The organism is Armatimonas rosea (assembly GCF_014202505.1).
Classification (GTDB): Bacteria; Armatimonadota; Armatimonadia; order Armatimonadales; family Armatimonadaceae; genus Armatimonas; species Armatimonas rosea.
In genome coordinates this window covers 620,848-643,889 of record NZ_JACHGW010000004.1, presented here as the reverse complement: position 1 = coordinate 643,889, position 23,042 = coordinate 620,848, and the positions used below count along the sequence as shown (strand labels likewise).

25 protein-coding genes and 1 tRNA gene are annotated in these 23,042 nt (G+C 61.8%); 10 read left to right on the top strand and 16 right to left on the bottom strand.

Annotated features, from left to right (window positions below; translation table 11 throughout):
• Window position 1 precedes the first annotated feature (1 nt).
• Window positions 2–766, top strand: a complete 765-nt coding sequence (locus tag HNQ39_RS22485; RefSeq protein ID WP_184202289.1) for a Nif3-like dinuclear metal center hexameric protein — start codon at window positions 2–4, stop codon at window positions 764–766.
• Here HNQ39_RS22485 and HNQ39_RS22480 read toward each other — a convergent pair.
• Window positions 750–1,529 (bottom strand): YqjF family protein, encoded by a 780-nt coding sequence (locus tag HNQ39_RS22480; RefSeq protein WP_184202278.1) that lies wholly within the window; start codon window positions 1,527–1,529, stop codon window positions 750–752. The genes HNQ39_RS22485 and HNQ39_RS22480 overlap by 17 nt on opposite strands.
• Window positions 1,530–1,553: 24 nt before the next feature.
• Window positions 1,554–2,081, bottom strand: coding sequence for a hypothetical protein (locus HNQ39_RS22475; protein ID WP_184202275.1), 528 nt, complete (start codon window positions 2,079–2,081; stop codon window positions 1,554–1,556).
• 79 nt (window positions 2,082–2,160) lie between these two features.
• On the opposite strand from HNQ39_RS22475, the gene coaD reads away from it, so the two are divergent.
• From coaD to HNQ39_RS22455, 4 genes are read left to right on the top strand one after another with little or no spacing between them, the layout of a single operon-like run.
• Window positions 2,161–2,667 (top strand): pantetheine-phosphate adenylyltransferase, encoded by a 507-nt coding sequence (gene coaD, locus HNQ39_RS22470; RefSeq protein WP_184202273.1) that lies wholly within the window; start codon window positions 2,161–2,163, stop codon window positions 2,665–2,667.
• A gap of 35 nt (window positions 2,668–2,702) precedes the next feature.
• A complete protein-coding gene (locus HNQ39_RS22465; protein ID WP_184202270.1) occupies window positions 2,703–3,437 on the top strand; it encodes a hypothetical protein in 735 nt (244 codons plus the stop codon).
• A 38-nt stretch (window positions 3,438–3,475) separates the two neighbouring features.
• On the top strand, window positions 3,476–4,132 hold the full coding sequence (locus HNQ39_RS22460; RefSeq protein WP_184202267.1) for a YceD family protein: 657 nt from the start codon (window positions 3,476–3,478) through the stop codon (window positions 4,130–4,132).
• Window positions 4,133–4,144: 12 nt separating this feature from the next.
• Window positions 4,145–4,459 carry a hypothetical protein gene (locus tag HNQ39_RS22455; protein WP_184202264.1) on the top strand — a complete coding sequence of 105 codons (315 nt, stop codon included), beginning with the start codon at window positions 4,145–4,147 and terminating at the stop codon, window positions 4,457–4,459.
• Here the strand turns inward: HNQ39_RS22455 and HNQ39_RS22450 are convergent.
• A complete protein-coding gene (locus HNQ39_RS22450; RefSeq protein WP_184202261.1) occupies window positions 4,456–5,394 on the bottom strand; it encodes a phytanoyl-CoA dioxygenase family protein in 939 nt (312 codons plus the stop codon). The genes HNQ39_RS22455 and HNQ39_RS22450 overlap by 4 nt on opposite strands.
• Window positions 5,391–6,215, bottom strand: a complete 825-nt coding sequence (locus HNQ39_RS22445) for a phytanoyl-CoA dioxygenase family protein (RefSeq protein WP_184202258.1) — start codon at window positions 6,213–6,215, stop codon at window positions 5,391–5,393. Before HNQ39_RS22445 ends, HNQ39_RS22450 begins: the two co-directional genes overlap by 4 nt.
• Window positions 6,216–6,299: 84 nt before the next feature.
• On the opposite strand from HNQ39_RS22445, the gene HNQ39_RS22440 reads away from it, so the two are divergent.
• Window positions 6,300–7,181 (top strand): AraC family transcriptional regulator, encoded by an 882-nt coding sequence (locus HNQ39_RS22440; RefSeq protein ID WP_184202255.1) that lies wholly within the window; start codon window positions 6,300–6,302, stop codon window positions 7,179–7,181.
• A 15-nt stretch (window positions 7,182–7,196) separates the two neighbouring features.
• On the opposite strand, the gene HNQ39_RS22435 is transcribed toward HNQ39_RS22440, so the two are convergent.
• Window positions 7,197–7,988, bottom strand: coding sequence for a hypothetical protein (locus HNQ39_RS22435; RefSeq protein WP_184202253.1), 792 nt, complete (start codon window positions 7,986–7,988; stop codon window positions 7,197–7,199).
• A 137-nt stretch (window positions 7,989–8,125) separates the two neighbouring features.
• On the opposite strand from HNQ39_RS22435, the gene HNQ39_RS22430 reads away from it, so the two are divergent.
• Together HNQ39_RS22430 and HNQ39_RS22425 are read left to right on the top strand one after the other, a co-directional pair.
• Window positions 8,126–8,884, top strand: a complete 759-nt coding sequence (locus tag HNQ39_RS22430) for a phytanoyl-CoA dioxygenase family protein (protein WP_184202250.1) — start codon at window positions 8,126–8,128, stop codon at window positions 8,882–8,884.
• Window positions 8,885–8,950: 66 nt separating this feature from the next.
• Complete coding sequence (locus tag HNQ39_RS22425) at window positions 8,951–9,742, top strand: ABC transporter ATP-binding protein (protein WP_184202247.1); 792 nt, start codon at window positions 8,951–8,953, stop codon at window positions 9,740–9,742.
• A gap of 54 nt (window positions 9,743–9,796) precedes the next feature.
• On the opposite strand, the gene HNQ39_RS30385 is transcribed toward HNQ39_RS22425, so the two are convergent.
• From HNQ39_RS30385 to pyk, 8 genes are all read right to left on the bottom strand, one after another.
• Window positions 9,797–11,626 carry a TonB family protein gene (locus HNQ39_RS30385; protein WP_184202245.1) on the bottom strand — a complete coding sequence of 610 codons (1,830 nt, stop codon included), beginning with the start codon at window positions 11,624–11,626 and terminating at the stop codon, window positions 9,797–9,799.
• 19 nt (window positions 11,627–11,645) lie between these two features.
• The gene (locus HNQ39_RS22415; RefSeq protein WP_184202241.1) at window positions 11,646–12,098 is read right to left on the bottom strand and encodes an ExbD/TolR family protein; all 453 of its coding nucleotides are present in this window, start codon (window positions 12,096–12,098) and stop codon (window positions 11,646–11,648) included.
• Between the two features lie 24 nt (window positions 12,099–12,122).
• Window positions 12,123–12,578 carry an ExbD/TolR family protein gene (locus HNQ39_RS22410; protein WP_184202238.1) on the bottom strand — a complete coding sequence of 152 codons (456 nt, stop codon included), beginning with the start codon at window positions 12,576–12,578 and terminating at the stop codon, window positions 12,123–12,125.
• A 35-nt stretch (window positions 12,579–12,613) separates the two neighbouring features.
• On the bottom strand, window positions 12,614–13,249 hold the full coding sequence (locus tag HNQ39_RS22405) for a MotA/TolQ/ExbB proton channel family protein (protein ID WP_184202235.1): 636 nt from the start codon (window positions 13,247–13,249) through the stop codon (window positions 12,614–12,616).
• A 115-nt stretch (window positions 13,250–13,364) separates the two neighbouring features.
• The gene (locus HNQ39_RS22400; RefSeq protein ID WP_184202232.1) at window positions 13,365–16,010 is read right to left on the bottom strand and encodes a TonB-dependent receptor domain-containing protein; all 2,646 of its coding nucleotides are present in this window, start codon (window positions 16,008–16,010) and stop codon (window positions 13,365–13,367) included.
• Window positions 16,011–16,380: 370 nt separating this feature from the next.
• A complete protein-coding gene (locus tag HNQ39_RS22395; RefSeq protein ID WP_184202229.1) occupies window positions 16,381–17,028 on the bottom strand; it encodes a sugar transferase in 648 nt (215 codons plus the stop codon).
• A gap of 151 nt (window positions 17,029–17,179) precedes the next feature.
• Window positions 17,180–17,494 carry an FtsB family cell division protein gene (locus tag HNQ39_RS22390; RefSeq protein ID WP_184202225.1) on the bottom strand — a complete coding sequence of 105 codons (315 nt, stop codon included), beginning with the start codon at window positions 17,492–17,494 and terminating at the stop codon, window positions 17,180–17,182.
• Window positions 17,478–18,902, bottom strand: coding sequence for a pyruvate kinase (pyk, locus tag HNQ39_RS22385; protein WP_184202222.1), 1,425 nt, complete (start codon window positions 18,900–18,902; stop codon window positions 17,478–17,480). The genes HNQ39_RS22390 and pyk overlap by 17 nt, the downstream gene beginning before the upstream one ends.
• Window positions 18,903–18,989: 87 nt before the next feature.
• Here pyk and HNQ39_RS22380 point away from each other — a divergent pair.
• Window positions 18,990–19,119 (top strand) — tRNA-OTHER (locus tag HNQ39_RS22380).
• Window positions 19,120–19,142: 23 nt separating this feature from the next.
• Window positions 19,143–19,589 (top strand): group I intron-associated PD-(D/E)XK endonuclease, encoded by a 447-nt coding sequence (locus HNQ39_RS22375; protein ID WP_184202219.1) that lies wholly within the window; start codon window positions 19,143–19,145, stop codon window positions 19,587–19,589.
• A gap of 52 nt (window positions 19,590–19,641) precedes the next feature.
• Here HNQ39_RS22375 and HNQ39_RS30380 read toward each other — a convergent pair whose 3' ends face one another.
• From HNQ39_RS30380 to HNQ39_RS22360, 3 genes are read right to left on the bottom strand one after another with little or no spacing between them, the layout of a single operon-like run.
• A complete protein-coding gene (locus tag HNQ39_RS30380) occupies window positions 19,642–20,688 on the bottom strand; it encodes a zinc-binding dehydrogenase (RefSeq protein WP_184202216.1) in 1,047 nt (348 codons plus the stop codon).
• A 3-nt stretch (window positions 20,689–20,691) separates the two neighbouring features.
• A complete protein-coding gene (gene nadB, locus HNQ39_RS22365; protein ID WP_184202213.1) occupies window positions 20,692–22,317 on the bottom strand; it encodes an L-aspartate oxidase in 1,626 nt (541 codons plus the stop codon).
• 54 nt (window positions 22,318–22,371) lie between these two features.
• A complete protein-coding gene (locus HNQ39_RS22360) occupies window positions 22,372–23,037 on the bottom strand; it encodes a hypothetical protein (RefSeq protein ID WP_184202210.1) in 666 nt (221 codons plus the stop codon).
• Window positions 23,038–23,042: the final 5 nt, after the last annotated feature.

Here is a 23,042-nt window from a genome sequence, read left to right as displayed (position 1 = left end):
AATGACGACTATTCGTGATGCGATTGCGGCGCTCGACCAGCTTGCGCCGCCGTACCTTACGCTGGGCAGTGACCCGCGTGGCCTACTGATCGGCGACTCCAAGGCACCGCTGACCGGGATTGTTGCGTGTCTCGATGTGACGCACCGGGCGGTGGAGGCCGCGCGCAAGGTGGGAGCGAGCCTGATCGTGGCGCACCATCCGCTGATCTACCAGCCCGCCCGGACGCTCCTTGCCGACGAGCCGCATCCGGGGAGCGTGGTCCTGGCCTGTGCGCGGCACGGGCTTTCGGTGGCCTGTGCCCACACCAACTGGGATGTCGCGCAGGGCGGGATCAACGATGTTCTGGCGGAGCTGGTGGGCCTGACCGAGGTCAAGGTCCTGCGTGTTACGGCGAAGGAGAGTGGCGACGGGATTGGGCGGGTGGGGCTCCTGCGCGAGCCGCTCAGCGCCACGGATTTTCTCAACAAGCTGGGCAATGTCTTGGGAATCGCGCCTCGCACCCTGACTCCGACACGGGCGCTGGCGGTGCAGACCGTCGCGGTCTGTGGTGGGGCGGGGGCGGAGCTCCTGGCCGATGCGCTGGCCGCGGGTGCGGATACGCTCGTGACCGGGGATATCCGCCACCATGAGTTTGTCGCCGCCGCCGAGCAGGGGTTTCTGCTCATCGACGGCGGCCACCATGCGACTGAGAACCCCGGCGCGCGGGAGCTAGGCCGGCGGCTAGAGCTCGCCCTTCCCGGCGTTGCTGTTACCTTCGTCGGATAGGCAGGTTGGTCACGGGAAGCTCTGCCTGGTAGAGCGCCAGAAGCGGCTCGCCCAGCTCCAAATTATCGAAGGGGCGCACGATCTGGTGGGTCAGCTTCACCGCCACGGGCTTGAGCGGCGGGTGCTCGGTGCGGAAGAGGGTCTGGGAGTCCTTGGGGAGGCGTCCCGGGTGGACCTGGCGCTCGAGTCGGGAGAAGAAGGCGACACTCTCCAGCCACGGCCCGACGAGGGTGCGCTCCGGGAGCTCGGTCGCCTCGCCGCGCACATGGACCTGCACCGAGTGGGTCGTGAGCTTGATTCCCAGTTTCTCGAAGGTCTGGCGCGCCGGGTCGCCCGCCACATAGACATGAAAGCGCGCCTCCTCGGCCGCCTGCGTGAAGGGCATGAGGCTGGTCGCGATCTGCGTGCTCGCCACAAAGTGCTTCACCACAAAGGCCGAGGGGCCATCGGTGTCGCGCGTGAGCACCTGGAGAGTCGCCTCGTGAAAGTCATCGCCCATGCTCGCGGGGAGCACCGACCACCGGGCATCGTCGCGCAGGGCAAAGAGCAGCTGGACAAACCCGACCAGGCTACCGTCCTCGCGGGGCAGGCGCTCCAGAGTCGTCCCGGCAGGAACTAATGATTGGAGGGAGTCGGCGGGGACGGCCCATGTGACGATCAGCAGATCGTGCAGCACTGCGGTCGCTGAGGCGACTCTTGAGGCGGTCTTGGTGCGCGCCTTCGGGGCTGGGGGAGCAGAGACATCGGTTTCCAGAACACTCATGCTCCCTATGATACCGCCCAAGCCCTAGTGGTTGGATTTCTTCACGACCACGACCGCCTTGCCCATCACCTCGCGCTCGGGCAGGGCGATCTCACCCAGCTCGGCATTTCGGGGAGCGGCGACAGCGCCCATGACGGGCTGGGGGAGCGGCTCAGGCGTGGACTGGATCACGGGCAGAGGCATCGGGGAACCCATGGTCACGTGCGCCTGGGGCTGGGGGCGAAGGAGCGCGGCGGCGGTTCCCACGGCGGCGGCGACCCCCGCAGTGGCCTGGGTGATCCGGCGTGCGCGGCGTGCGGTGCTTCCGACCGGGCAGTCCTTGGTCATGATCGTCCCATCGGCGCGGCGGTAGAAGCGCACACAGAGCCGACCCTCTGCAGACCGGAGAAGGGCCTCGGCCTCGGCCTGGGTGAGCTCGGAGAGGTTGTAGACCTTGTGCTGGCAGCGCTCACAGGAGCGCACCTGGGCCGTTCCCGGCATGGCGTCCCAGCTCTCGTGGCACGGGGCCGCGACTCGGACATTATCAAGAAGCGAGGTGTGTTTTGCGTTCATGGCTCTTTGGTTCCAAAAGAATGAAAAAGAGTTCATCACGAGGACATAAACTCTTAAAATTGCGGTAGAATGATCCAACGTGAGCCAACCTATCACGGCAGTCTATCCAGGGTCCTTTGATCCTGCAACCAACGGTCATCTTGATATCATTGAGCGTGCCGCAAAGACGTTCGATCAGCTTGTGGTCGCTGTGGGGCGGAACTCCACCAAGAGCTCTGTCTTCACTCCCGACGAGCGGGTGACGATCTTACAGGAGTGCGTCGCACCCTGGCCCAATGTGCGCGTGACCAGCTTTGATGGTCTGCTGGTGAACTTTGTCCGGGAGCTTGGAGTCCGAGTTGTTGTCCGTGGACTTCGCGCGGTCTCAGACTTTGAGTTTGAGTTTCAGATTGCTCTGGCAAACCGGCAGATGGCTCCTGATATTGAGACGTTTTTTCTGATGACGAGTGCTGAGTACCTCTATCTTTCCTCCTCGATTGTCAAAGAGATCGCACGTCTTGGTGGCGATATTTCCGCGCTGGCACCCGAGCCGGTGCAGCGTGCTTTAAAGGTTCGATTTGCTGGAGAAGGAGCGGCATTCCCATAGATACACTGAAGTGCTTAGAGCGCCTGGAGGCGCTCGTGGACAATGCAACAGTCGTGATGGGCTTTTCTCGGTTCAACCAGGAAGAGTTCTACACGCTTGTTCAGAAGGTACGCGCCTCGTTGCCCGAGGACATGCGCCGTGCGGGTCTGATCGCGGACGATGCCGATCGGCTTTTGGAGAAAGCGGAGCGGGATGCCCACGACCAGCTCGCCCAGGCACGCCAGGTCGCCGAGCAAGAGGTGGAGAACGCCCAGAGCAGTGCCAAGCAGTTTCTGGAGACAGCCCACTCTCAGGCAGACCAGGTCCGAGCCTCCGGGCGGCGTGAGGCCGAGCAGACCCTGGAGCTCGCGCGTCAAGAAGCCGCACGGATTGTCGAGGAGGCACGCCGCAAGGCCGAGGTGATGGTCCAGCAGACCGCGGTGATGGAGCAGGCAAACGCCCAGGCGCGCTCGATTATTTCTGGGGCAGAGGCCGACGCCGAGGTGCTGCGCCGTGAGGCGCGCTCTGAGGCCGATGCACGCCGCACGGAGATCGACCGCTATGTCCGTGAGCTACGCGCTGAGACCGACCGCTACGCCCAAGACATGCGCCGCGACTCCGATAACTACGCCCGCGAGGTCCTGGTCGAGGTGGAGCAGCAGCTCAACAACCTGATTGGCGGGGTGGAGCAGAAGATGGGAAGCCTGCGCAACCAGGTCCAGCGGGGGCGTCAGCTCCTCGAGCGCAGCCAGCAAGAGGCCGACCGGCTCTCGACCACCACGCGCCGCTAGCTTAGCACAACCCCCTCCGTGTGCGATAGATTAATACGATGTCAAGATTTGCTTACCATACAGACGACGACGACCCAGGCGAGGGGGGAGTTGTCTCGGTCGCACCTGCCAACAGTAAAGTCGCCGCGCGGGGGGGAGTCAACCGTCAGGCGGGAGTCCCTGGCCCCGATGAGCTCCTGCTCGATATTGGGATGCTCGCCCGCACTCCCGGCATGCGCTACAAGCACCGGGTCGGAATTCCCGTGGGGGCGATTGCGGAGCTTGGCGCGGTCACCGAGGTCGTGGGCAACGTGGTCCTGACCAATACGGGGGCCGCCCTGCTTCTGAGTGGCCAGGTGCGCTCTACCCTGGAGATGGAGTGCACGCGCTGTCTCCAGCCGACCCGCCAAGACGTGGTCACGGATTTGGAAGAGTCCTTCGACCTGATCGCCGAGAACACTGCCTATGCCCAAGGGGAGGTCAAGATTGTCGATGAGAATGTCGAGGCCGCGGTGGTGGAGGGGACAATCCTAAACCTGGGGGATCTGCTCCGCCAGAACCTCCTGCTGGCGGCACCGCTCCAGCCTCTCTGTGCGGGCGGGTGCTCCAACGGTGTCTCGGTCCTCGAAGACGAGCTGGATACGGTGGTTACCTCAACTCCCTTAGCGGGGCTCGGTGAGCTCTGGGCCAAGCGGCAGCACGCGACGGAGGAGTAGGGGAGGGGGACAATGGCCGTCTTCTGGATCGCGCTGATTCCCGTCTTGCTGATCGGTATCCTGCTGATCGAGCTGCTCCTCATCCACGCCCCACGCCGTGGTAAGCGCCCCGATGTCAAGAACCGCCCGCTCCCACCCCGACGCATTATCCGTGTGGTCACCCCCAGTGGTGACGTGATTACCGGCGAGCCCGAGCGTATTGTCGCGCTCCTGGCTCGCCAGGGTTTTTCCGGCGCACCTGCCACCCCCAACCCCGCGGAGGCCTGGAGCCTGCTCGATAGCTGGCGCGCCGTGGGCCGTATCCAGCTCCAGGTTGAGTGGCGCTAGCAGATTCTCCCGCGCTTGGCCGCGAGCCCATGTGCGATGGGTTTCTCGCCCTGTGGCCCCGTGATCCACCGCTCATCGATGGGCTCATCGGCGCGCTGGTAGCGCGTGTCGGAGCTCAGGCGGATCGTGTCGCCCTGGTTGTCTAGGCTAGCGTGGAGGGTCGCCATTGAGAAGATCAGCACATCGCCCATCGCATAGTCCGCTGTCAGCCAGCGCCCCCCGAGCTGCTTGCGTAGCGCGGGCGGGTCGTGGGAGAAGGCACCGTCCCAGGGGGCGTGGGTCTCGGGGTGCTCCCAGTGAATCTTTCCCGTCCGCACCTCCTCGGCGACAGGCCCATTCTCACAGTAGGAGTCGACGTCCTGTGCCAGATAACTCCCCGTGATATCGTGGCGCTTGTGGGAGCCCTCTAGGACGATCAGACCCCCCACGGAGCGCGGGATATCCCCCAGCGGCGTCCAGGCCGTGTAGAGGTTCTTTGTCCCGCGTCCCATGTAGACCACATCGCAGTGAGGGGCTGTCCCGCCGCCCGGTGTCACGGCCCGCATCCAGGTGAAGTCGTAGTGGCGCACGGTGCCGCCCAAGAGCCGCTCGAAGATCGCCATCATCGGCCCGGAGTAGAGTACTTCCCGCAGCGGCGCGTTGCCCTCCGCGAGCTCGGCCCAGAAGTAGCTCCCGGTGCCCTCCCTCCGCGGGATTGCGTCCATCAGGTCCGTGCCCGGCTCCAAGCGTCCTGCCTCCGCGAGCCGCCGCACACACTCCCGCCGCGCCTCGGTGACACCTGAGCGGCTTAGGGCTCCGCGGAAAAAGAGATAGCCGTCGTCGGCCATGCGCTGCTGGAGCGCTGGCCCGTCGAGGAGGATATCGTTGGACTCACGCAGCTCGCCGAAGGTATCCCCCGTTAGCTCTAGCTCCTTTCGCTGTGCAGTGAGCGTCATGGCAGGAGGGTCTTGTGGTAGAGCAGGGGGTTGAGACTGCTGGCGGCGAGCTCGCCGGGCTTGAGGCCGGGGAACCAGCGGCGCAGGTCGTTCTCCCGGTTGGCGTGGTCCGGCGTCGAGATCGTGGCGTTGTCCTCGAGATAGATAATGGTCATCACCTCACGGGTACGCTCGGCGTCGGCGTTGCCGGGAGCACCGTGCAGGGTCCAGCCGTTGTGGAAGGTCGCATCGCCCGCGGCCATGTCGCCGGCGTAGGCGAGCGGGTAGCCTTTCTCCGCCACAAGCGCATCGAAGCGGGCCTCGGAGTCATCGGAGATATTCTCATGGCCCAGGTAGCCCAGCGCCTGGGAGCCCGACGCAAACCGCATGGTGCCCATCTCCGCCGAGACATCGACCAGCGGCATCCAGAGGGTGACACACTTGACGCCATCGAGTGGCCAGTACTGCTGGTCCTGGTGCCACGGTGTGTGCCCCCCGCGCGGCTCTTTGTAGAGGGCTTGGTCGTGGTAGAGCCGCACGCCCTCGACTCCCATCAGCTCCGCCGCGATCTTGGCGAAGCGGCGCGCGGTCACGAACTTCTTGACATCGTCGGAGAGCTCCCAGATATTGGAGAACTGGATAAAGGCCTTGCCGTAGGTATCGCGCTGCTCTATGGGGGCGTAGCGCTTGGCGAACTCATTGGTCATCGACGTGATAACCTCACGGTAGGGCGGGATCTCGTCGGGGGCCGCGACCGAGCGGAGGAGCACCCAGCCATTGGTCTGGTAGTGGGCGGTCTGCTCAGCAGTGAGAGGGTAGTCGGTAGCTAGCTCAGGAAGCATGGTCTTCTCCTTGACAGAGCGCTGTCATGACATGTAGGATAACACAGAGATTATGGCGGATCCATAGCAAATTTGGGAGAAAACATGTCAGAAATGGTCGAGCAAGAGCGCTTGCTAGAGGAGCTGACACGGACCGCGCTGGGGCGTCTGATCCTCACGGGAGAGATTCAAGGAGGCCATGGCGTACGCACAAAGGAGCGCTGGCGGGTCTATGGCTCGTACGCGGTTGTGGTGGTCACGCGGGGGCGCGGACGCTACCAGGACAGCCTGGGAGTCGATAGGAAACTCGGGGCTGGCGATGTGATCTTTGTCTTTCCTGACCTCCCGCATCGCTACGGCCCGCCCCCGAGCCAGAGCTGGGATGAGCTCTACGTGACGTTCGATGGTCCGATCTTTGATCTCTGGCGTCACGAGGGCCTCCTCAACCCTGCGCAGCCGGTCTGTAGCGGGGGGGAGCTTGGCCTGGACTGGGGAAGGCGTCTTCAGGCACTTCTTGGAAGCCACGGCCCACAGGCAAGTCCGCAGGAGCGCCTTGCCTTCCTGCACCATTTTCTGGAGCTGCTCGCCGAGCCCCTGCTACGCGAGACTCAGGAGAAGAGCCCTACCCACGACGACTGGCTTGCCCGTGCCTGTGTGCGCCTGGAGACTCAGCTGGAGGAGTCCCTCTCTCTGGAGCTCGTGGCGCAGGAGGTTGGGCTGGGCTACGAGACCTTTCGTAAGCGTTTTCAGCAAGCTAAGGGGGTCTCGCCGGCCCGCTACCGCATGCAGTGCCGGATCGCCCTTGCCCAGCAGCTCCTGCGCTTCTCTCCACAGCGCACAAACCAGCAGGTCGCCGAGTCGCTGGGGTTTGCGGACGCCTTTCACTTCTCACGCCGCTTTACGGAGCTGGTCGGGGAGACACCGCGTGCGTTCCGTCGGCGGGGGCAACAAAAAGTGCCCTCGGTGGAGTCCACCGAGGGCACTTAGAGAGCTGCTGACTTCCTAGCTACCGGAAGGGGCGGGCATAGGAGTCGGGGCCGGGGAGGTCGGGTCTGCCGGCTGGAACTGGAAGGCGTTCTCCACCGCACGGACACGAACAAACCCGGGCGTATCATCGGTGCCCGCTCCACTGGCGATGGGCCCAACCGTGATCGAGAGATCGGGGTTGACAGTAGCCACATCGTTGGTGCCCGGCAGAACGATTGTATTGATCGTCCCATCGGCATTGGGAACCGGCGTCACGTTGCTGGCGATAATCGAGCCGTCCTCACGGAACGCGGGTAGGCTCGAGTCCACCTTCTTCAGGGACACAGGCTGAGCAATGGGGGTGATACGGATGACACTATTGACGATGCTCACGCTGTAGACCGTGCGCTGGGACGCTTGGGCAGGTACCAGATTTTTTAGGTACTTCCCATTGACTGCATCCCGGACCAGGGTCAAGGTGTCGCCTGTGATCGTATAGGTCCCATCTTCCGTCCCGCGCAGTGTCACGAGGCGATAGCGGCCTGTCCCCACAGAGGTCGGGGTACCAAAGGTCAGCGACTCGCTGGACCCACAGGTATCTACCACGACATTGTTGATGGTCAGCTCACGGGTATTGGGAGCCAGAAGCTCCTTAGGATCCGGACAGCTGACACGAGTGCCCTCAATGGCGATCTGGTAGCGACGCCAGACGCCCGAGATATTCCTACTCACAGTCGGTGGTGGAACGGTCGAGTCGGTGCTCCCACCGCACCCAGCCATGGCTACGGCAGCGAGGCCAAAGACGCTCCAGCCAAAACGAACTCTCATGGAATGTGCCAAACTTTGCCTCCTCAAGATTCGCCATAATATACCACGCATTGCATCAAAATCCCTTCCTTTATCCCAGGAATTTTTCCGGGCATTTTACAAGAGGAAACTTCGCTTCCCACAACGAACTCCCCTGCATGACCATTCACGATGCACTGGCCGCTCTGGGGGTCCACGACGATACCCTCAGCTCCGCCGAAAAAGCCCAGCTCGACCAAGACGGTTTTCTCGCTCTCCCCAATATCCTGACTCCCGCAGAGCTCACCGCGATCAATGCACGCCTCGCGGAGCTCCTCGACGACGAAGGGGAGCGGGCGGGGATCGAGGTGCACCAGGAGGCGGGAACCAACCGCCTCGCCAATCTGGTCGACAAGAGCCCGCTCTTTCTGCCGTGCTACACCCACCCGCGTGTTTTGGCGGGGATCGCCCATGTCCTGCAAGGCGACCTGAAGCTCTCGTCGCTCAACCACCGCGCTGCCCTCCCCGGCCAAGGGCTCCAGCACCTCCACGCGGACTGGAGCGGGGCCACAAAGCCCGGTGAGTTCTTTGTCTGCAACTCGATCTGGCTACTGGACGACTTCACCCTCGACAATGGAGCGACCCGCGTTGTCCCCGGCTCCCACAATAGCGGCAAGGCCCCCCGCGATGAGATGGAGAACCCCGCCGATCCTCACCCCCGTGAGCAAGTGCTGGTCGCGCCCGCCGGGACCGTGGTGATCTTCAATAGCCACACCTGGCACGGCGGAACCCTCAACCGCACCAGCCGTCCCCGGCGCGCCCTGCACGCCTACTACACCCGCCGAGACCAGCCCCAGCAGACCAACCAGAGCACGTCCCTGCGCCCCGAGACCATCGCAGGACTCTCCGAGGCCGCGCGGACGATCTTGGATGTCTAAGATGTCCAGCCAACCGTAAAGATACCGGGCAACTCCGCCGAAAACTAGAGTGGAGTGACTCGAAAGATGACGGTATTACGATTAGAAGAAGGTGGAGTACGGCCGGCGGCGGCCCTGGAGGTGCGGGGACTAACCGTGGCGTACAAAGGCGGCTTTCTCAAGCCCGCCCGGCAGGTTGTTCATGACCTCTCGTTCTCGGTGCAGCCGGGTGAGGTTCTGGGGTTTCTCGGCCCCAATGGCGCAGGGAAGTCCACGACCATCAAGGCGATCATGGGCTTCGTGCTCCCGGAGATGGGGGAGATCAGTGTCTTTGGGCTACCCGCGGGAACCGCTGAGGCAAAGGCCAAGATTGGCTACCTGCCCGAGGTGGCGCTCTACTATCCCTTCCTGACCCCTCTAGAGACCCTACGACTCTATGGGAAGCTTCAGGGGCTCTCGGGGAAGGCACTCGACGATCAAGCGATGGAGCTCTTGCGCCGTGTTGGCCTAGAGGGCCGGGAGAAGCAGCAGCTCCGGACATTCTCCAAGGGAATGCAGCAGCGCCTCGGGATTGCACAGTCGCTCTTGGGGAAGCCCGCCCTGCTTGTCCTCGACGAGGTCTCCAGCGGGGTGGATCCCATCGGGCGTCGGCACCTGCGTGAGCTCTTAGGCGAGGTTCGTAAGCAAGGCACGACCATCTTTTTCTCGTCGCACGAGCTCGATGAGGTGGCCCAGCTCTGTGACCGGGTGATCTTGATCTACGGCGGCAAGGTCGTGGCGGAGCATGAGATGGATGCTCATCTGCGCTCGGGGATCGGCTCGCCGCTGGAGAGCTACTTTGTCGAGACCATGGAGCAGGCTGCGCGGCAAGCGGCCTAATCAAAAAAGCGAAAGCCCCCCGCTTCCAACCGAAGCGGGGGGCTTTGTTGCTTTTTAGTCGATACTGATTCGGAAGCTATAGGGACGAGTGGACTTGGTCTTCTCGCCGTCTTTGTAGGCAGGTCGCCACTTCCAGCGACGCATCGTGCGCAGGATCAGCTGGTCGATCTCGTCGTCGCCGGTGCCTTGGATGATCTCCTCCTCGTGGCTCCCGTCGGCATCGATCGTGACCCGGACGCGGACACTGGTCTTGAACTGCCGCTTCTTCATGTCGGAAGTCAGCTCAGGGGTGGGCTCGAAGGTCGGCTCTGCGTCCTCGTTTCGCTTGGACTCGCTTCCCGCCGGCTTCTTATCCACCACCCCGCCGTCTTTCTTGACGATGGGCTTCTTCTCTTCCTTGTTCTCGTTCTTGGTCTCGACACCCGCATCGCCACCACCCGACGCACGTGCTGCTGCACCACCGCCGCCACCGCCACCGGCACGGCCTGCCTGGCCCTGTGGCCCGCCACCGCCGCCGGTACGGGTCGCCGTGCCGCCCGCTGCGCCTGCGGCATTGCCACTGCCTGCAGAGAGGCCCGAGCCACGCTCGCCCTCATTGGCACCACTGACGCTACCGCGGGTCGTGCTATCGGTGAGGCGTCCTGTGCCGTTTGCGGGTCCCCGTGAGCCCCCAGGGCCAGCCCCAGAGACCGAGGCATCCCCGACACTCGCGGAGCCGATATTGCGGCCACCCCCCACACCAGCACGCCCGGCAGACTCGCCGCTCACGCCGGTACGTCCAACTGCCACCGAGGTCGCCACCTGGCCCTTGGTACCCTGGATGGTCGCGAGCCCGGAGTTGGCCTTACCGTCGTCGGACATCGCCGAGGTCAGTACCGCCTTAGACTCGGAGACCAGCGCCGTGTTGCCAATCGCCGGACCACGCCGTCCCACATACGAGGGCGCAGAGATTGAGGCGATCGAGGTAGAGCCCGCCGCGCTGGAAAAGCCGCTGCTCCCACCGCGCACCGCGCCACCGCTTGCGCCGGCAACCCCTGAGCTTCGGGCGATATCCGAGGGCCGGAAGTTCGCCGCAGCCGCAGGGTTGTTTCCACCACCCACGACGATCGCGCCCGAGTCGGCGCGCTCGCTGGTAGCAGAGACCGCTGAGCGGCTGGAGCCGCCTGCAAGTGCTCCTGGGTTTCGGGTTGGCAAGCTCCGACTGAGAGCGGTTGCACTACTAATTCCGGCCGCGACCTCGCTACTACGAGCAGCCTCACCGGCGCTTCCCGCGATACGAGCGGCGCTGTTGTTCTGGGCGCTGGTGCTCGTATTGACCGCCGTCTGAGAGGTGGTTGCTGTCGTGTTGGTCGCAGTCGTGTTTTGCTGGACATCACTGGGCCGCCGCTCCGACGCCGCTGTCTTCACCGTGGGCTTGCGCACGGGCTCTGGCTCGCGCTTTGGCTCCGCCTTGACCGGCTCGGGCTCTTTGACCGCCTCAGGCTCCGGGGTGGGCTGGGGCTTATCCGGCTCAGGTTTGTTCTGCTCGGGCTCGGGCTTCTTCTCCTTGGGCTTGACCGGCTCGGGCCGCTTGGACTTGATGACCGGTTTAGGCTTCAGGGTCTGCTTGACACGAGGCCGAGGCTTGGGAGCAGGTGTGGGCTGGGGCTTGTCCTCAGGCTTGATGAGCTGGGGATTGTCAAAGACCAGATCGACGGGCTTGGCGACGATCTGTGCGGGGGGCTTTTCGCCGTCGCTGTGAAGAGCGCTGGCGACATTGATGCCAATCATGGCGGCGGCATTGATGCCGAGGGAAGCAAGCAAGGCCGCCATAAAACGTCGACCGGAATCATCTTCCGGTATGTTGATGAGCTGGGCGATTACGCCATGGTCAAGATTTGCCATTAAAGTACTCCGTTAAGACTTAACCGTTCCCGAATTTCGGGTCCGTGGCGATGGAGAACTTGCGGAACTTGACGCGGCGTGCTGCGTCAATGCAGTTTCGAACCACCGAATAGTGAGCCTTGCGATCGGCGTTGATAACGACGACCGCATTTTCCGGCGTCAGCGGCAAGTTGTTTGCGTCAACCTGTCCCTGGAGCTGCTGGACCAAATAATCAGGAAGCTCTTCCACCTTGTGGACGACCTCCGTCTTATTGACCACCATATCGCCGTTCTCCCGTATGGTGAGCGTGATCTTTGCCTGAACCTGCCTGTCCTGGTTCGTGGACGAGGGCAGCTTTACCTGGGCACCCTTCATGTCGATGACATTCAGAGATGCCAGGATAAAGAACACAAGGAGGAAAAACATCGTGTCGATCATGGGGATGATCTCGATCTTGGTTTTCTTAAACTCTCGTCGCTTGATGTGTGCCATACGTTGTTGACCTCTCTGGTTTGTCTAGCGGATCGAGAACTTCTCGATGGTCGCTCCTCGTGCATCGTCTACGGCATGGATGACATTCTCGTGGGCAGTGTCTGGGTCTGGGGAGATCACGATCGTGACCTTCTCCAGATCGCTGACACCTGCCTGACGACCAAGCTGTCCATCGACAAGCTTGATCATGTCCGAGCTGGAACTGGTTCCTTTGGGGACCTTAACCGGTTTCTGGTTCTTGTCCCCGACGAGAGTCTTGTTCCCATCCTTGTCGATCTCCACCTCCAGCTTGACGTCTTTGGCATCCTTGAGAGGTTTGCCGCCGTTCGCTGCCGGGGGTAGGTCGAGGTTGAGGCCGCGGAGGTCTATGATATTGAGCGACGCAAGCACAAAGAACACGAGTAGGAAAAACATCGTGTCGATCATGGGAATGATCTCGATCTTAGTGTGCTTGGTCTCCCGCTTACTGCTGAAACGCATGACGATCTCCTGAATAAAGCACGCAACTTCTTCGCTTAGCGGGCGAAGGTGCCGCGCGCCTCCAGTGCATTGATCAGCTTCGTCGCCGCCTGCTCAGATTCCGCGATAATCCGGAGGCGTCGGGATGCAAAGTAATTGTAGGCGATAAAGCTCACAATCGCAATAAGAATTCCACCCGCCGTGGCGTAGAGCGCGGTTCCGACGCTCGGTAGAATTGCTTGTTTTGTCTTGTCGTCGTTGGCCGCCGCGTACTGGACAAAGACCTGGATCATTCCGATGATCGTCCCAAACAGACCCCACAGCGGCGAGAGCGTGGTGATCGTGTCCAGAACGGGCAGGTACTTCTCCAGCGCGAGGAAGTACTCCTCGGCTGCCTCTTGAACCAGACGCTCGACCTCGTGCACCGGCCGCTTGGCATTGGAGAGAACGACACGGGCGATCGCCGCAACGGGGCCAGGCTGATCGTTGACCGCTCGGAGTGCCTCGTTGTCACGGCCCGCCTTCACCAGGTCCAGCGCCTCGGTCATCAAGCCGGAGCTCGTCGATCCAAACTTGTTAAAGGCGATGATCCGTTCAATGATAACCATCAGACCCGACACGGACATCAGGACCAGCACGATGGCAATAAATGGCTCGCGCTTGAAAAACTCAAAAAGCGGATTTGTCCCCATGATTCGAACTCTCTCCTCAGAGCCTTAGGTCAAGGCTCGTTAATTTCTCTAGTGGTAGGGTTGGCAAGAATGGGGCCAAAGTTGAGACTTGGCCCCATATTATTAAGTTGGTTCCCTAGAATTTGCCAGACAGGGTAACCACAAAACGACGTCCCTGCTGGAAGCGTGTCCCTGCAAAGTTCGGGTTGTTGGCACTTCCCGCGGGGCTGAAGTTCAGCGCCTTTTGTGAGTTAGTGAGATTCTCCACACCAAACTCCAGGGCATGGAGGTTGTTGAGGAAGTGGGAGCGGGTTCGCACGCGCAGGTCGACCTGGTCGATCGGTGTGCGTCCCCCGCCGGCTGTTGTGACCGACGAGCGCAGGCCGCTACCGTGGTAGTAGGTCAGTGAGGCAAGCCCCCCGTTCGCGAGCTGGTAGCCCGCGCCGAGGTTTACCGTCTGCTGCTGGTCCCAGTCCTGTAGGAAGACCGGAATCAGCCCCCCGACAGCGGCACCCTGGCGCTCGGACTTGCTTGAGGCATAGGAGATGTAGCCGCTCAGCCCACCGACAATCGGCTCCAGATACCCAGGGCGTGGCTCCAGGGTCCGAGGCTTGATCTCATAGAGCGCCTCAAATCCGTTGACCTTGGCATCGCCGGTATTGACCATCATGTAGGCTCCGGCCTGCGGTCCCTGAACCATCTGCTGCCAGGACTGGGCGTTCTTGATGTCCTTGCTGTAGGTCGAGAGGCGGATGCTCTGACCACGGAGCTGCTGCTCCAGACTAAGGTCGATCTGGTCGTTGGTCTGAGCCGCAACCGGGAGAGGGGCTGCGCCACCCACCTGGTTCGTTCCAATCGCTCCCTGGCCGATCCCGGGCGAGGTAAAGATACGGTTGTAACCGGCACGCATCACCGACGGCTGTCCCTTGGTGAGACCGCGCAAGATCCCTGAGGGGAAGGAGTAGAGGACATTGATACGGGGAGAGACCGCGTTATCACTGCGCTTGCTGTCGTAGTTCGCACGCCCTGAGCCCGGCACGACCAAGAGCTGGTTCTGCTCGTAGTTCTCGGCGCGGAGTCCCAGGTTAAATCGAATCCGATCTGTCGGGGAGTAGGTATCTTGGGCGTAGACCGCACTGTAGCCCCCCGTGCGGCGGATGAACATCGACGGCCACGTGGTGTTGTCGCTATTGACCCGCAGGCTGGTGCCGATAAAGCTATTGAGGTTGAGCAGTGCGTTGGCGGCGGTGTTGCTCATGGGGACGAACTGGTAGGCCTCATTTCCCTTCAGGCTCTGGGAGAGGATTCCAAAGCGCCAGTCATGTGCCCCCTTGTTGCTGTACGTGAAGTCTGCCTGTACCTGGGACTGGGTGTAGTTGAGGCCCGTGGTGGGGTTGTACTCAATGGAGTAGTCCGCCGGCATGGTGAGGGGAGAGTAGGCCGCCCCCGTGGTCTTGGAGTAGTTGAGTGCGTTGTTATTGGTCGTGCTCTGTGCCGACTGAGCACCGCCTACCGTGAAGGTTCCCCGTAGCTTCGGAGAGAACGAGCGGTTGAGCTGGAGGGCGTAGAACTTGTTGTTATCGGACTGGTAGACCTGGTTGTCCAAGATCTCCTGGCTTGCGGTAAAGCTTGTCCCGTCCTGGAAGTTGACACGGGGGAAGTCGGTGGCGTTCTTGTTGCCACCAAAGCCATAGCCCTGCCCACGATTGATATAGCTGGCATCAAGCCCCTGGCGGTTGGCAACCCCGGTGTTGGCGGCGCTACTTCCCAGAAGGGCGGACGCCTCCATCTGGCGGCTGATGCGGTAGCTAAACTTACCTAGCAGCGACTCAGAGGTTCCGGTGTTGTTGGACCGACGGCGCTGGGGCTGAGGCGACTCCACAAAATCATCGCTCTGGCGGCGCGAGTAGGTCAGGATAAAGCCCGCACGCGAGGCGGTACTGGGGGCGAGCTTGCCGTCTTTCCCCGGCCGCATCGCGCCAATCTGGCGACCGATGGTAAAGGTCTGGGAGGCTCCTCCAAACTCTTCCGCCCCGAAGGCATACTCAAAGGTGGGGGAAAGCGGGCTGCCTCCTCCACTGATCGCGGGCCGGAGAGTAGTATCGAGGATCGTCCCGCCCCCACCAAAGTTGGCTCCTAGGTTCCCTGTGCGTACCTTGACGGTCTCCAGCATCTCGGGAGTCAGCAGCTGGGAGACACTTCCAGCGAGGAACGAGGGGAGCTGGAAGCCGTCGAGATAGATGGTCCCGTTGTCAGCCTCACCTCGTGGGTGCAGGCGGTTCATGCTATCGGGGACCATACCGGGAACGGAGCGGAGCGCCTTGCTCAGGCTCTGGCGGTTTCCGACGCCATTGGGGAAGAACTGAAGCTGCTCACGATCCCGGAAGGTGTAGACCCCCGCATCCTTCACATCGAGGCGGATCTGCTTTCCAACAATATCCTTGACAACGACGCCCAGCGACTCCAGCTTGATCTCGACCTCGACCGCTTGGTCGTCTACAACAACGATCTTGCCCGTGATCTTTTTGTAGCTGATGCCATTGACCAGCGCCTGAGCGGTGTAGGTGCGCTCCCCAGAGTCCAAGTCCCCTGTTGTCACCAGACCATTGGAGGCGGTGTTGAACTGGATGTCGTCTAGGTCCTTGGGCCCCGCCTTGATGACGATTACCGCTCCCGGGAGTGGCTCACCGGTCTTGGCATTGACGACCTTAAACTTGATCTGGCCATCGGCCCAGGCAGCTGCTGCGGGAAGAAGAAGGGCTAGCGCCGTCGCGGTCGCCAATATGCCCCCGCGCGTCTGCGGAAAAGATCGTGTGTGTTGTTTTGTTTTTCTGGTTCCTGGCATCAGAAACTCCCTTTTACGTGAAAAAATATCCCGGTAATTGTACGTGCAGGCTCTTTGCCTGTCAAGCGAACCCCTTATAGGTTACCCATAACACCGCCGCTTCCTTCTTACCCAAGGGGGGGACTGTGGGATTTCTTACACCACATTTAGAGTAGGGGAGGGGCAATAGGTTCCCGGTTTTGTCCTTTTGGACCCTTGTCAGCTTGGTAGACAGACACAAGGCAGGGACGATGCGGAGGTTTGTGGGGGAGAGCATGCAGCCTCTATCCTACAGGCAAAGCTGAGCAACGGTGCCCAGCACGGAGCCTTAGTAGGCGCCTTTGCCGAGAAGAACTGCGGGAACGGACTTAAGCAGAATAGTAAGGTCGGTCTTTAGGGAGCGGGTCTGGATGTACTCAAGGTCGAGCTCCAGCCAGCGCTCGAAGGTGAGGCTAGAGCGCCCACAGATCTCGCGGTAGCAGATCAGGCCAGGGATAACCGAGAGCCGCTCTAGGGGGTAGCCCTCGTAGGCGTCGATCTCCGCTTGCAGATGGGGACGAGGACCGACTAGGCTCATGTCGCCACGAAGGACGCTCCAGAGCTGCGGGAGCTCGTCGAGCGAGGTCTTGCGAAGAATGCGGCCAATGGGGGTGATCCTCGGGTCGTTTTTCATCTTAAAGATGGGACCGGAGGCCTCGTTCTGGTGGGCCAGCTTCGCCTTGAGCTCGTCGGCGTTGGTGACCATGCTACGGAACTTGTAGAAGGTAAAGAGCCGACCTCCTCGCCCTACGCGCTTCTGGCGGTAGATAATCGGGCCACGGTCGGTTGCGAAGATAATTGCGGAGATAGTGACAAAGAGAGGAAAGAGCAGAAGGAGTGCCACGAAAGAAAATGAGATGTCCATTCCCCGCTTGAGCGCCTCGTAGGCACCGTAGCGAGAGGATTGTGTTTTGGTAGAGATGAGCTCTACGGACACGGGCAGGTTTCCTTTCTGTGTTGTAAGACAATCATGTTCGTTTATTGAGGAGGGGGTGGGCTGCAACGGAGAGGAAGAGATAGGGCCCGGTTTATTATGCCCAAAGTTCATTAATTTTCAAACGTTATTCTGGCAGACTTTACTGTCTTCCTCAGCGATGGGGTTCTAGGTAGACCTGCTCGTCAGGGCGGTGGTAGCCTCGTGAGCGGGCCAGGGACTCGATTCCCTCGGGAGACTTTAAGTACACCAGGTGCTGCGCAAGGCGTGCATTTTCCGCACGGCGCTCTCGAAGGCGGGCCTCCTGCTGGCGAACCTTGCGGCTGGTCTGCATGCCCTGCGCCCAGGGAAGTGAGAGCCAGCGGACATAGAGAGCCAGACCAAGCAGGATGCCAAGACTGCCACAAAAGACCCGCCACGTGATGCGACGAGGGCGGCGGGTGGGGGTGGACTTAGAGAGGATCGCCAAGAGAGTGTACCTTTATGAGATTGGTGCTGCCCGGCTTGCCAAGAGGCGTCCCCGAGGTCAGGACAAAGAGATCTCCTTGCTTGAGATAGCCGCTCCGCTCCGCAACTGCCGTACTCTCGAGGAGCAGTCCATCGACACTGGTGGGCGGCGGCATGAGGAGGGGCTGCACCCCCCAGAAGAGGGCGAGCCGACGGCAGGTCTCGGGGGAGGGAGTGACCGCGAGTACCTGGGAGCGCGGGCGGAACTTGGCCACAGAGCGCGCGGTGCCGCCGGTCTCGGTGGCGCAGAGGATGGCAGTGGCCTGCTGGTCGTGGGCGATAGTGACCGCCGCCTCCGCGACCGCATCGGTGATGCTCTCTCGGCCAAAGAGGTTGGTCTTGTCCCGGAGAATCTGGTCGTAGTTGAGCTGCTCCTCGGTGCGGCGTGCGATTCGGCCCATGGTCTCGACTGCCTGGATCGGGTAGGCACCGACCGCGGTCTCACCCGAGAGCATCAGCGCATCGCTGCCGTCGAGGATGGCATTGGCGATATCGGTCACCTCAGCGCGGGTGGGACGCGGGTTGCGGATCATGGAGTCTAGCATCTGGGTGGCGGTAATGACAGGCTTGCCCAGGGTGTTGCAAGCGCGGATCAGGCGCTTCTGGATCATCGCCATCTCCTCCACCGGAAGCTCGATCCCGAGGTCCCCACGGGCCACCATCGCACCGTCGGCGACCGCTAAGATCGCATCGAGGTTCTCCACTGCCTCCGCCTTCTCGATCTTGACCAAGATGGGGACAACACGCCCAGCGCGCTCCATCAGAGACCGCAGGTAGTGGACATCGTCGGCGTGGCGCACAAACGAGAGGGCGACATAGTCCACCCCCAGCGCGAGACCAAAGGCCAGGTCTTGCTCGTCCTTCTCGGTCACGGCGCGGATGGGGAGCGCGACCCCCGGCAGGTTCACGCCCTTCCCCGACGAGAGCGGCCCACCTTGGATCACGCGGCAGCGCACGGCCTCCGGGAGCACTTCCTCCACCTGAAGCTCCAAGAGCCCATCGTCGAGCAGGAGCCGTGCCCCCACATCCGCGACCGCAAAGAACTCGGGAATGGGCAGAGGGACTCGCTCGGCATTGCCAATGCTGCCCTCTTGGGTGAGCAGAACGCTCGCGCCATCGTCGAGCACCACGCCCGCCTCCAGGGTGCCCACGCGTAGCTTTGGCCCACAGAGGTCCTGGAGTACCGCGACATGCTTCCCCACTGCGGACGCCGCGGCTTTCAGGCGGGCAAAGCGATCGGAGTGCTGTGTGTGGGTGCCGTGCGAGAAGTTGAAGCGAGCAACATCCAGCCCCGCTCGGATCAGCTGCTCCAGAGTCTCAGGGGCATCGACCGCAGGGCCGAGGGTACAGACGATTTTTGTGCGTGTCATCTAAGCAAGTATTATACACGGCTCGAAACAAAATTACGTTAAGGGGTGGACGCCTCCGATTGTCCGTGATAGAATTCCCGTGCTTCCGGGTCGGTAGCTCAGCGGTAGAGCAGTGCCCTTTGCTTGTCGCAAGCGCAGTGGCGTCCAGCCATTTCAGGTGCAAATCCTGAGAAAAGCGATAAGGCATTGGTCGTGGGTTCGAGTCCCACCCGACCCATATTTTTCTACTTGGAATCAAACGTGAATCATCATACAAAAAACAAAGGTGACATAGGCGTTGCTCTTGTTATAGCTGACTTGATGAAAAATGGTTTTCAGGTGTGTCTACCTATCTCTGAACATTTACCATTCGATTTGATTGCCATTAACTGTGATGATGGTCGCTTGAAAAGAGTTCAAGTGAAATATATATCATTGAGAGCCGGGAAGATTTCGATCCCTTTGGAGGGAACTTCTTGGACCAACAATAAAGGTATGTACTCTGTTAAGAAAGACCTGTCGTATATTGATGCTTTTGCGATTTATTGTCCTAGTGTTGATCGTGTTTTCTATGTGAATACAATCGAATTTCAAGGTAATACTCGAGCATTTACATTGAGAGTGTGTCTTCCAAGTAATAACCAAGTTAAGGGTGTTCATCTAGCGGATGCTTTTTGTAACCCCTCTCGAATATTTTTCAATAATTAAGTTCGTCGTGGGTTCGAGTCCCACCCGACCCACCAACTTTTCCCCTTTTTCGTTACTCGAAACGAACCCCGATTTTGATGGATTTTTCCGGTGCCGTGAAGATGGTCGGAAGAACGTCAGGGGCGTCTTCGAAGGCGACGATTGGCGTGACGATTCCCTCGCCAGTGAGCTTGCGGTCACGGAAGAGCTGGATGGTGGCCAGGTAGGCGCGCTCGTGGTCCCAGAGGGGGTGGGAGCGGTCCGCATTGCCCCAGCCCACCCAGGCCTGGCTCCCGACAATCGTCGGGCGGTTGTGGTGGAACTCCTCCCCCAGCTTGAGCGCGCTCGCGTCTTTGGGGCCCCACGGGACATGCACCACCGTGCCGCACTGCCGGACGCAGCGAATGGAGTCGTTGAGGGCCTTGCCGTTGCCGGAGGTCTCAATGGCGACATCGACCCCGAGCTTTTGGGTGGCGAGCTTGATCTCCAGCGCAGGGTCGCAGCTTAGCGGATTGAGGGCCGCGGTCGCTCCGTGCGCGAGGGCGTGCTCCCGACGGAGGGCGAGGGGATCGACCGCAAAGACACGGTGGGCTCCCGCAGCCCGCGCGAGCTGAACCGCGAGAAGACCAATCGCCCCCAGCCCAAAGACCGCGACATCGTCCCCGATCCGGATATTGCCATCGCGCACCGCCACAAAGGCGACATGCGCCGGGTCGCAGCAGACCGCATCGGCCTCGGAGAGCTCCCCAAGCGGGAAGAGCTTGGCCTCTGGGAGGTGTACCTGCTCGCGCACCTGGCCGTAGCCAAAAACGCGATCTCCCGGCGCAAAGCGGGTGACCGCCGCACCGACTTCGAGGACCTCCCCGACCACCATATTGCCGATTCCCCGTGGGCTCGGCGGTGCTGGTGTGCTGGTCTCAGGACGGGGGAGGAAGAGGCGCAACTCCGGGTTCCACTCCTTGGCACTAAAGGCACTTCCCGTAAGGAGCTGCGCCTCGGTGCCGTGCTTGGGCGCAGCGAGCGTGACCCGGACCTTCACCTCATCTGCAGCCAGCGGTGCGAGCTCGTAGTCCGCGATCCAGAAACGGGAGCCGTCTTCGGTGACGATTCTACGGGGCATAATCTAGAGCTCTCCCACCACGGCGAAGTCGGTGCGCTTGCGCTTGACCAGGACCGTGTCGTGGTTCTCACTCTCTAGGGTCTCGGGGTAGTTGGTGGTGGTGTGCAGGCCGCGGGACTCCTTGCGCTGCTGGGCGGAGCGGACAATCAGCTGGGCGGTGAGGGCTAGGTTGCGTAGCTCCAGCAGGTCCTCTGTCGGGCGGCAGGTGGCATAGAGATGATCGACTTCGTCCATGATCACCTGGAGCGCGGTCGCGGCCTGCTGCAGACGTTGGTCGCTGCGGACAATGCCGACAAACTTGGTCATCGCGGTCTGGATGCGTTGCTTGAGCGCCTCGGTATCGGCGACCCGGACACGGCCACGGTAGGGGCGGAACGGGGGGACATGCTCCAGCAGCGGCGGCGTGTGGTCGGTGTTGGTCAGAAAGAGCTCGGCGGCGCGGTGGGAGAAGACCAGCCCCTCCAGGAGCGAGTTCGAGGCCAGTCGGTTGGCACCGTGAACCCCCGTACAGGTTACCTCGCCACTGGCAAAGAGGCGCGGCAGGCTCGTGCGCCCGTGCAGGTCCGTGACCACACCACCGCACATGTAGTGCGCCGCCGGAACGACAGGAATGGGCTCACGCGCCATGTCGATCCCGTAGCTCAGGCACCGGGCGTAGATATTGGGGAAGCGGTGCTGGATCTCGGCGGCATCGACATGGGTGATGTCGAGGAACATGCACGGCTCGTTCTGCTTCTTGCACTCAGCATCGATGGCGCGGGCGACAATATCGCGTGGGGCCAGGTTCCCCCGCTCATCGTAGTCCAGCATGAAGGCGCGCCCGGTACGATCACGCAGGATCCCCCCCTCCCCACGCACGGCCTCGGAGATCAGGAAGCTACGGGCAGCGGGGTGGTAGAGGGTCGTGGGGTGGAACTGGATAAACTCCATATTGGCCACCTTCGCCCCCGCCCGAAACGCCATCGCGACCCCATCCCCCGTGGCAATGGCGGGGTTGGTGGTGTGGGTGTAGACCGCGCCGCAGCCCCCGGTCGCCAGAAAGACCGCACGCGTGGCGAGAAACGTCCGAATCTCCCCATCAAGCGTATCGAGAACATAGGCCCCACAGATCCGCTCGTCGTCGTCCTTGGACTTTGCCAGATCAATCGCCAGGTGGTGCTCATAGACCGAGATGGAGGGGTGGGAGTGAATGCTCTCCACGAGCGCCCGCTCGATCTCTCTCCCGGTGAGGTCGTTGTTGTAGAGAATGCGCCGGCGGGAGTGCCCACCCTCTTGGGTCAGGGCGTAGTCGCCGTCGCTCTCTTTATTGAAGTGGGTCCCCAGCGCGATCAGCTCTCGGATGCGCTCTGGCCCTTCGGTGACCAGCGCCCGGACGGCATCCTCGTGGCACAGCCCCGCACCGGCGATCAGCGTGTCTTGAAGGTGCAGGTCGAAGGAGTCGTCGGGGGCCATGACGCCCGCGATCCCGCCCTGTGCCCAGTTGGTGTTGGAGTCGGAGCGGTCTTTCTTGGTGATGAGGGCCACCGTGCCCACCGCTGCCACTTTTAGCGCGAAGGTCAGCCCGGCAATCCCCGAGCCCATCACCACAAAATCAAACAGTGCCGCCTCTGGTCCCTGTAGTTCAGCCATTGTGAGGGTATTGTACCTCGTAGCCAAACCGAATCCAGTGGGCGTTTTGGAGCGTTACCGACGTAGGAGAAAGCGGCGGAAGAGGCGGCGTAGGCGGCTCTCTTGGCTGATTCGTGCCAGGACCTCGGTGCGGGCGATGGGGAAGGCACGCTCGGCCCGCTGCTGGGGAATCACGGCGGCGGGGCGGCTGGGAAGGGCACGCGAGTGGATGCGGGTGGTGTCGAGCGGTGGGAGAACGGTTAGGGGGCTGTGCGGCGCGACCGAGACCGCCAGCGGCCAGGACAGGACGATCGGGTAGTCGCGGGGGAGCATGGTCCAGCAGAACTGCCGGTAGTCATCGGAGTAGAGCGTAAAGCACTCCTCCAGGAGCGTGGGATCGCAGGCGGGCTGCGCCAGTGGCTGAGGGAGGACGAGCCCCGAGATTATCTGGACCGCACGCTGAGGACGGATCGGGAAGTACTCGGCGCTGGGAATCGTGCGGATGGTGTAGAGCACGGTGACCTTGCAGAGCGAGCGCTTTCCACTGCGATAAGACAGCTCACAGAGAAACGGACCGCTGTCGTCGAGGTCCATCGGGAGGGCGGTCAGTACCTGGCTCGCCGCCTGATCCGCGAGAAAGTCCGGGGCCACCACCGTACGGTAGTCCACCCGTCCAAGCTCATGGTTGGCAACGAGAAAGGGCCAGGCAGGGACAATATTAGGGTCGGAAGATACTGCCACGGATC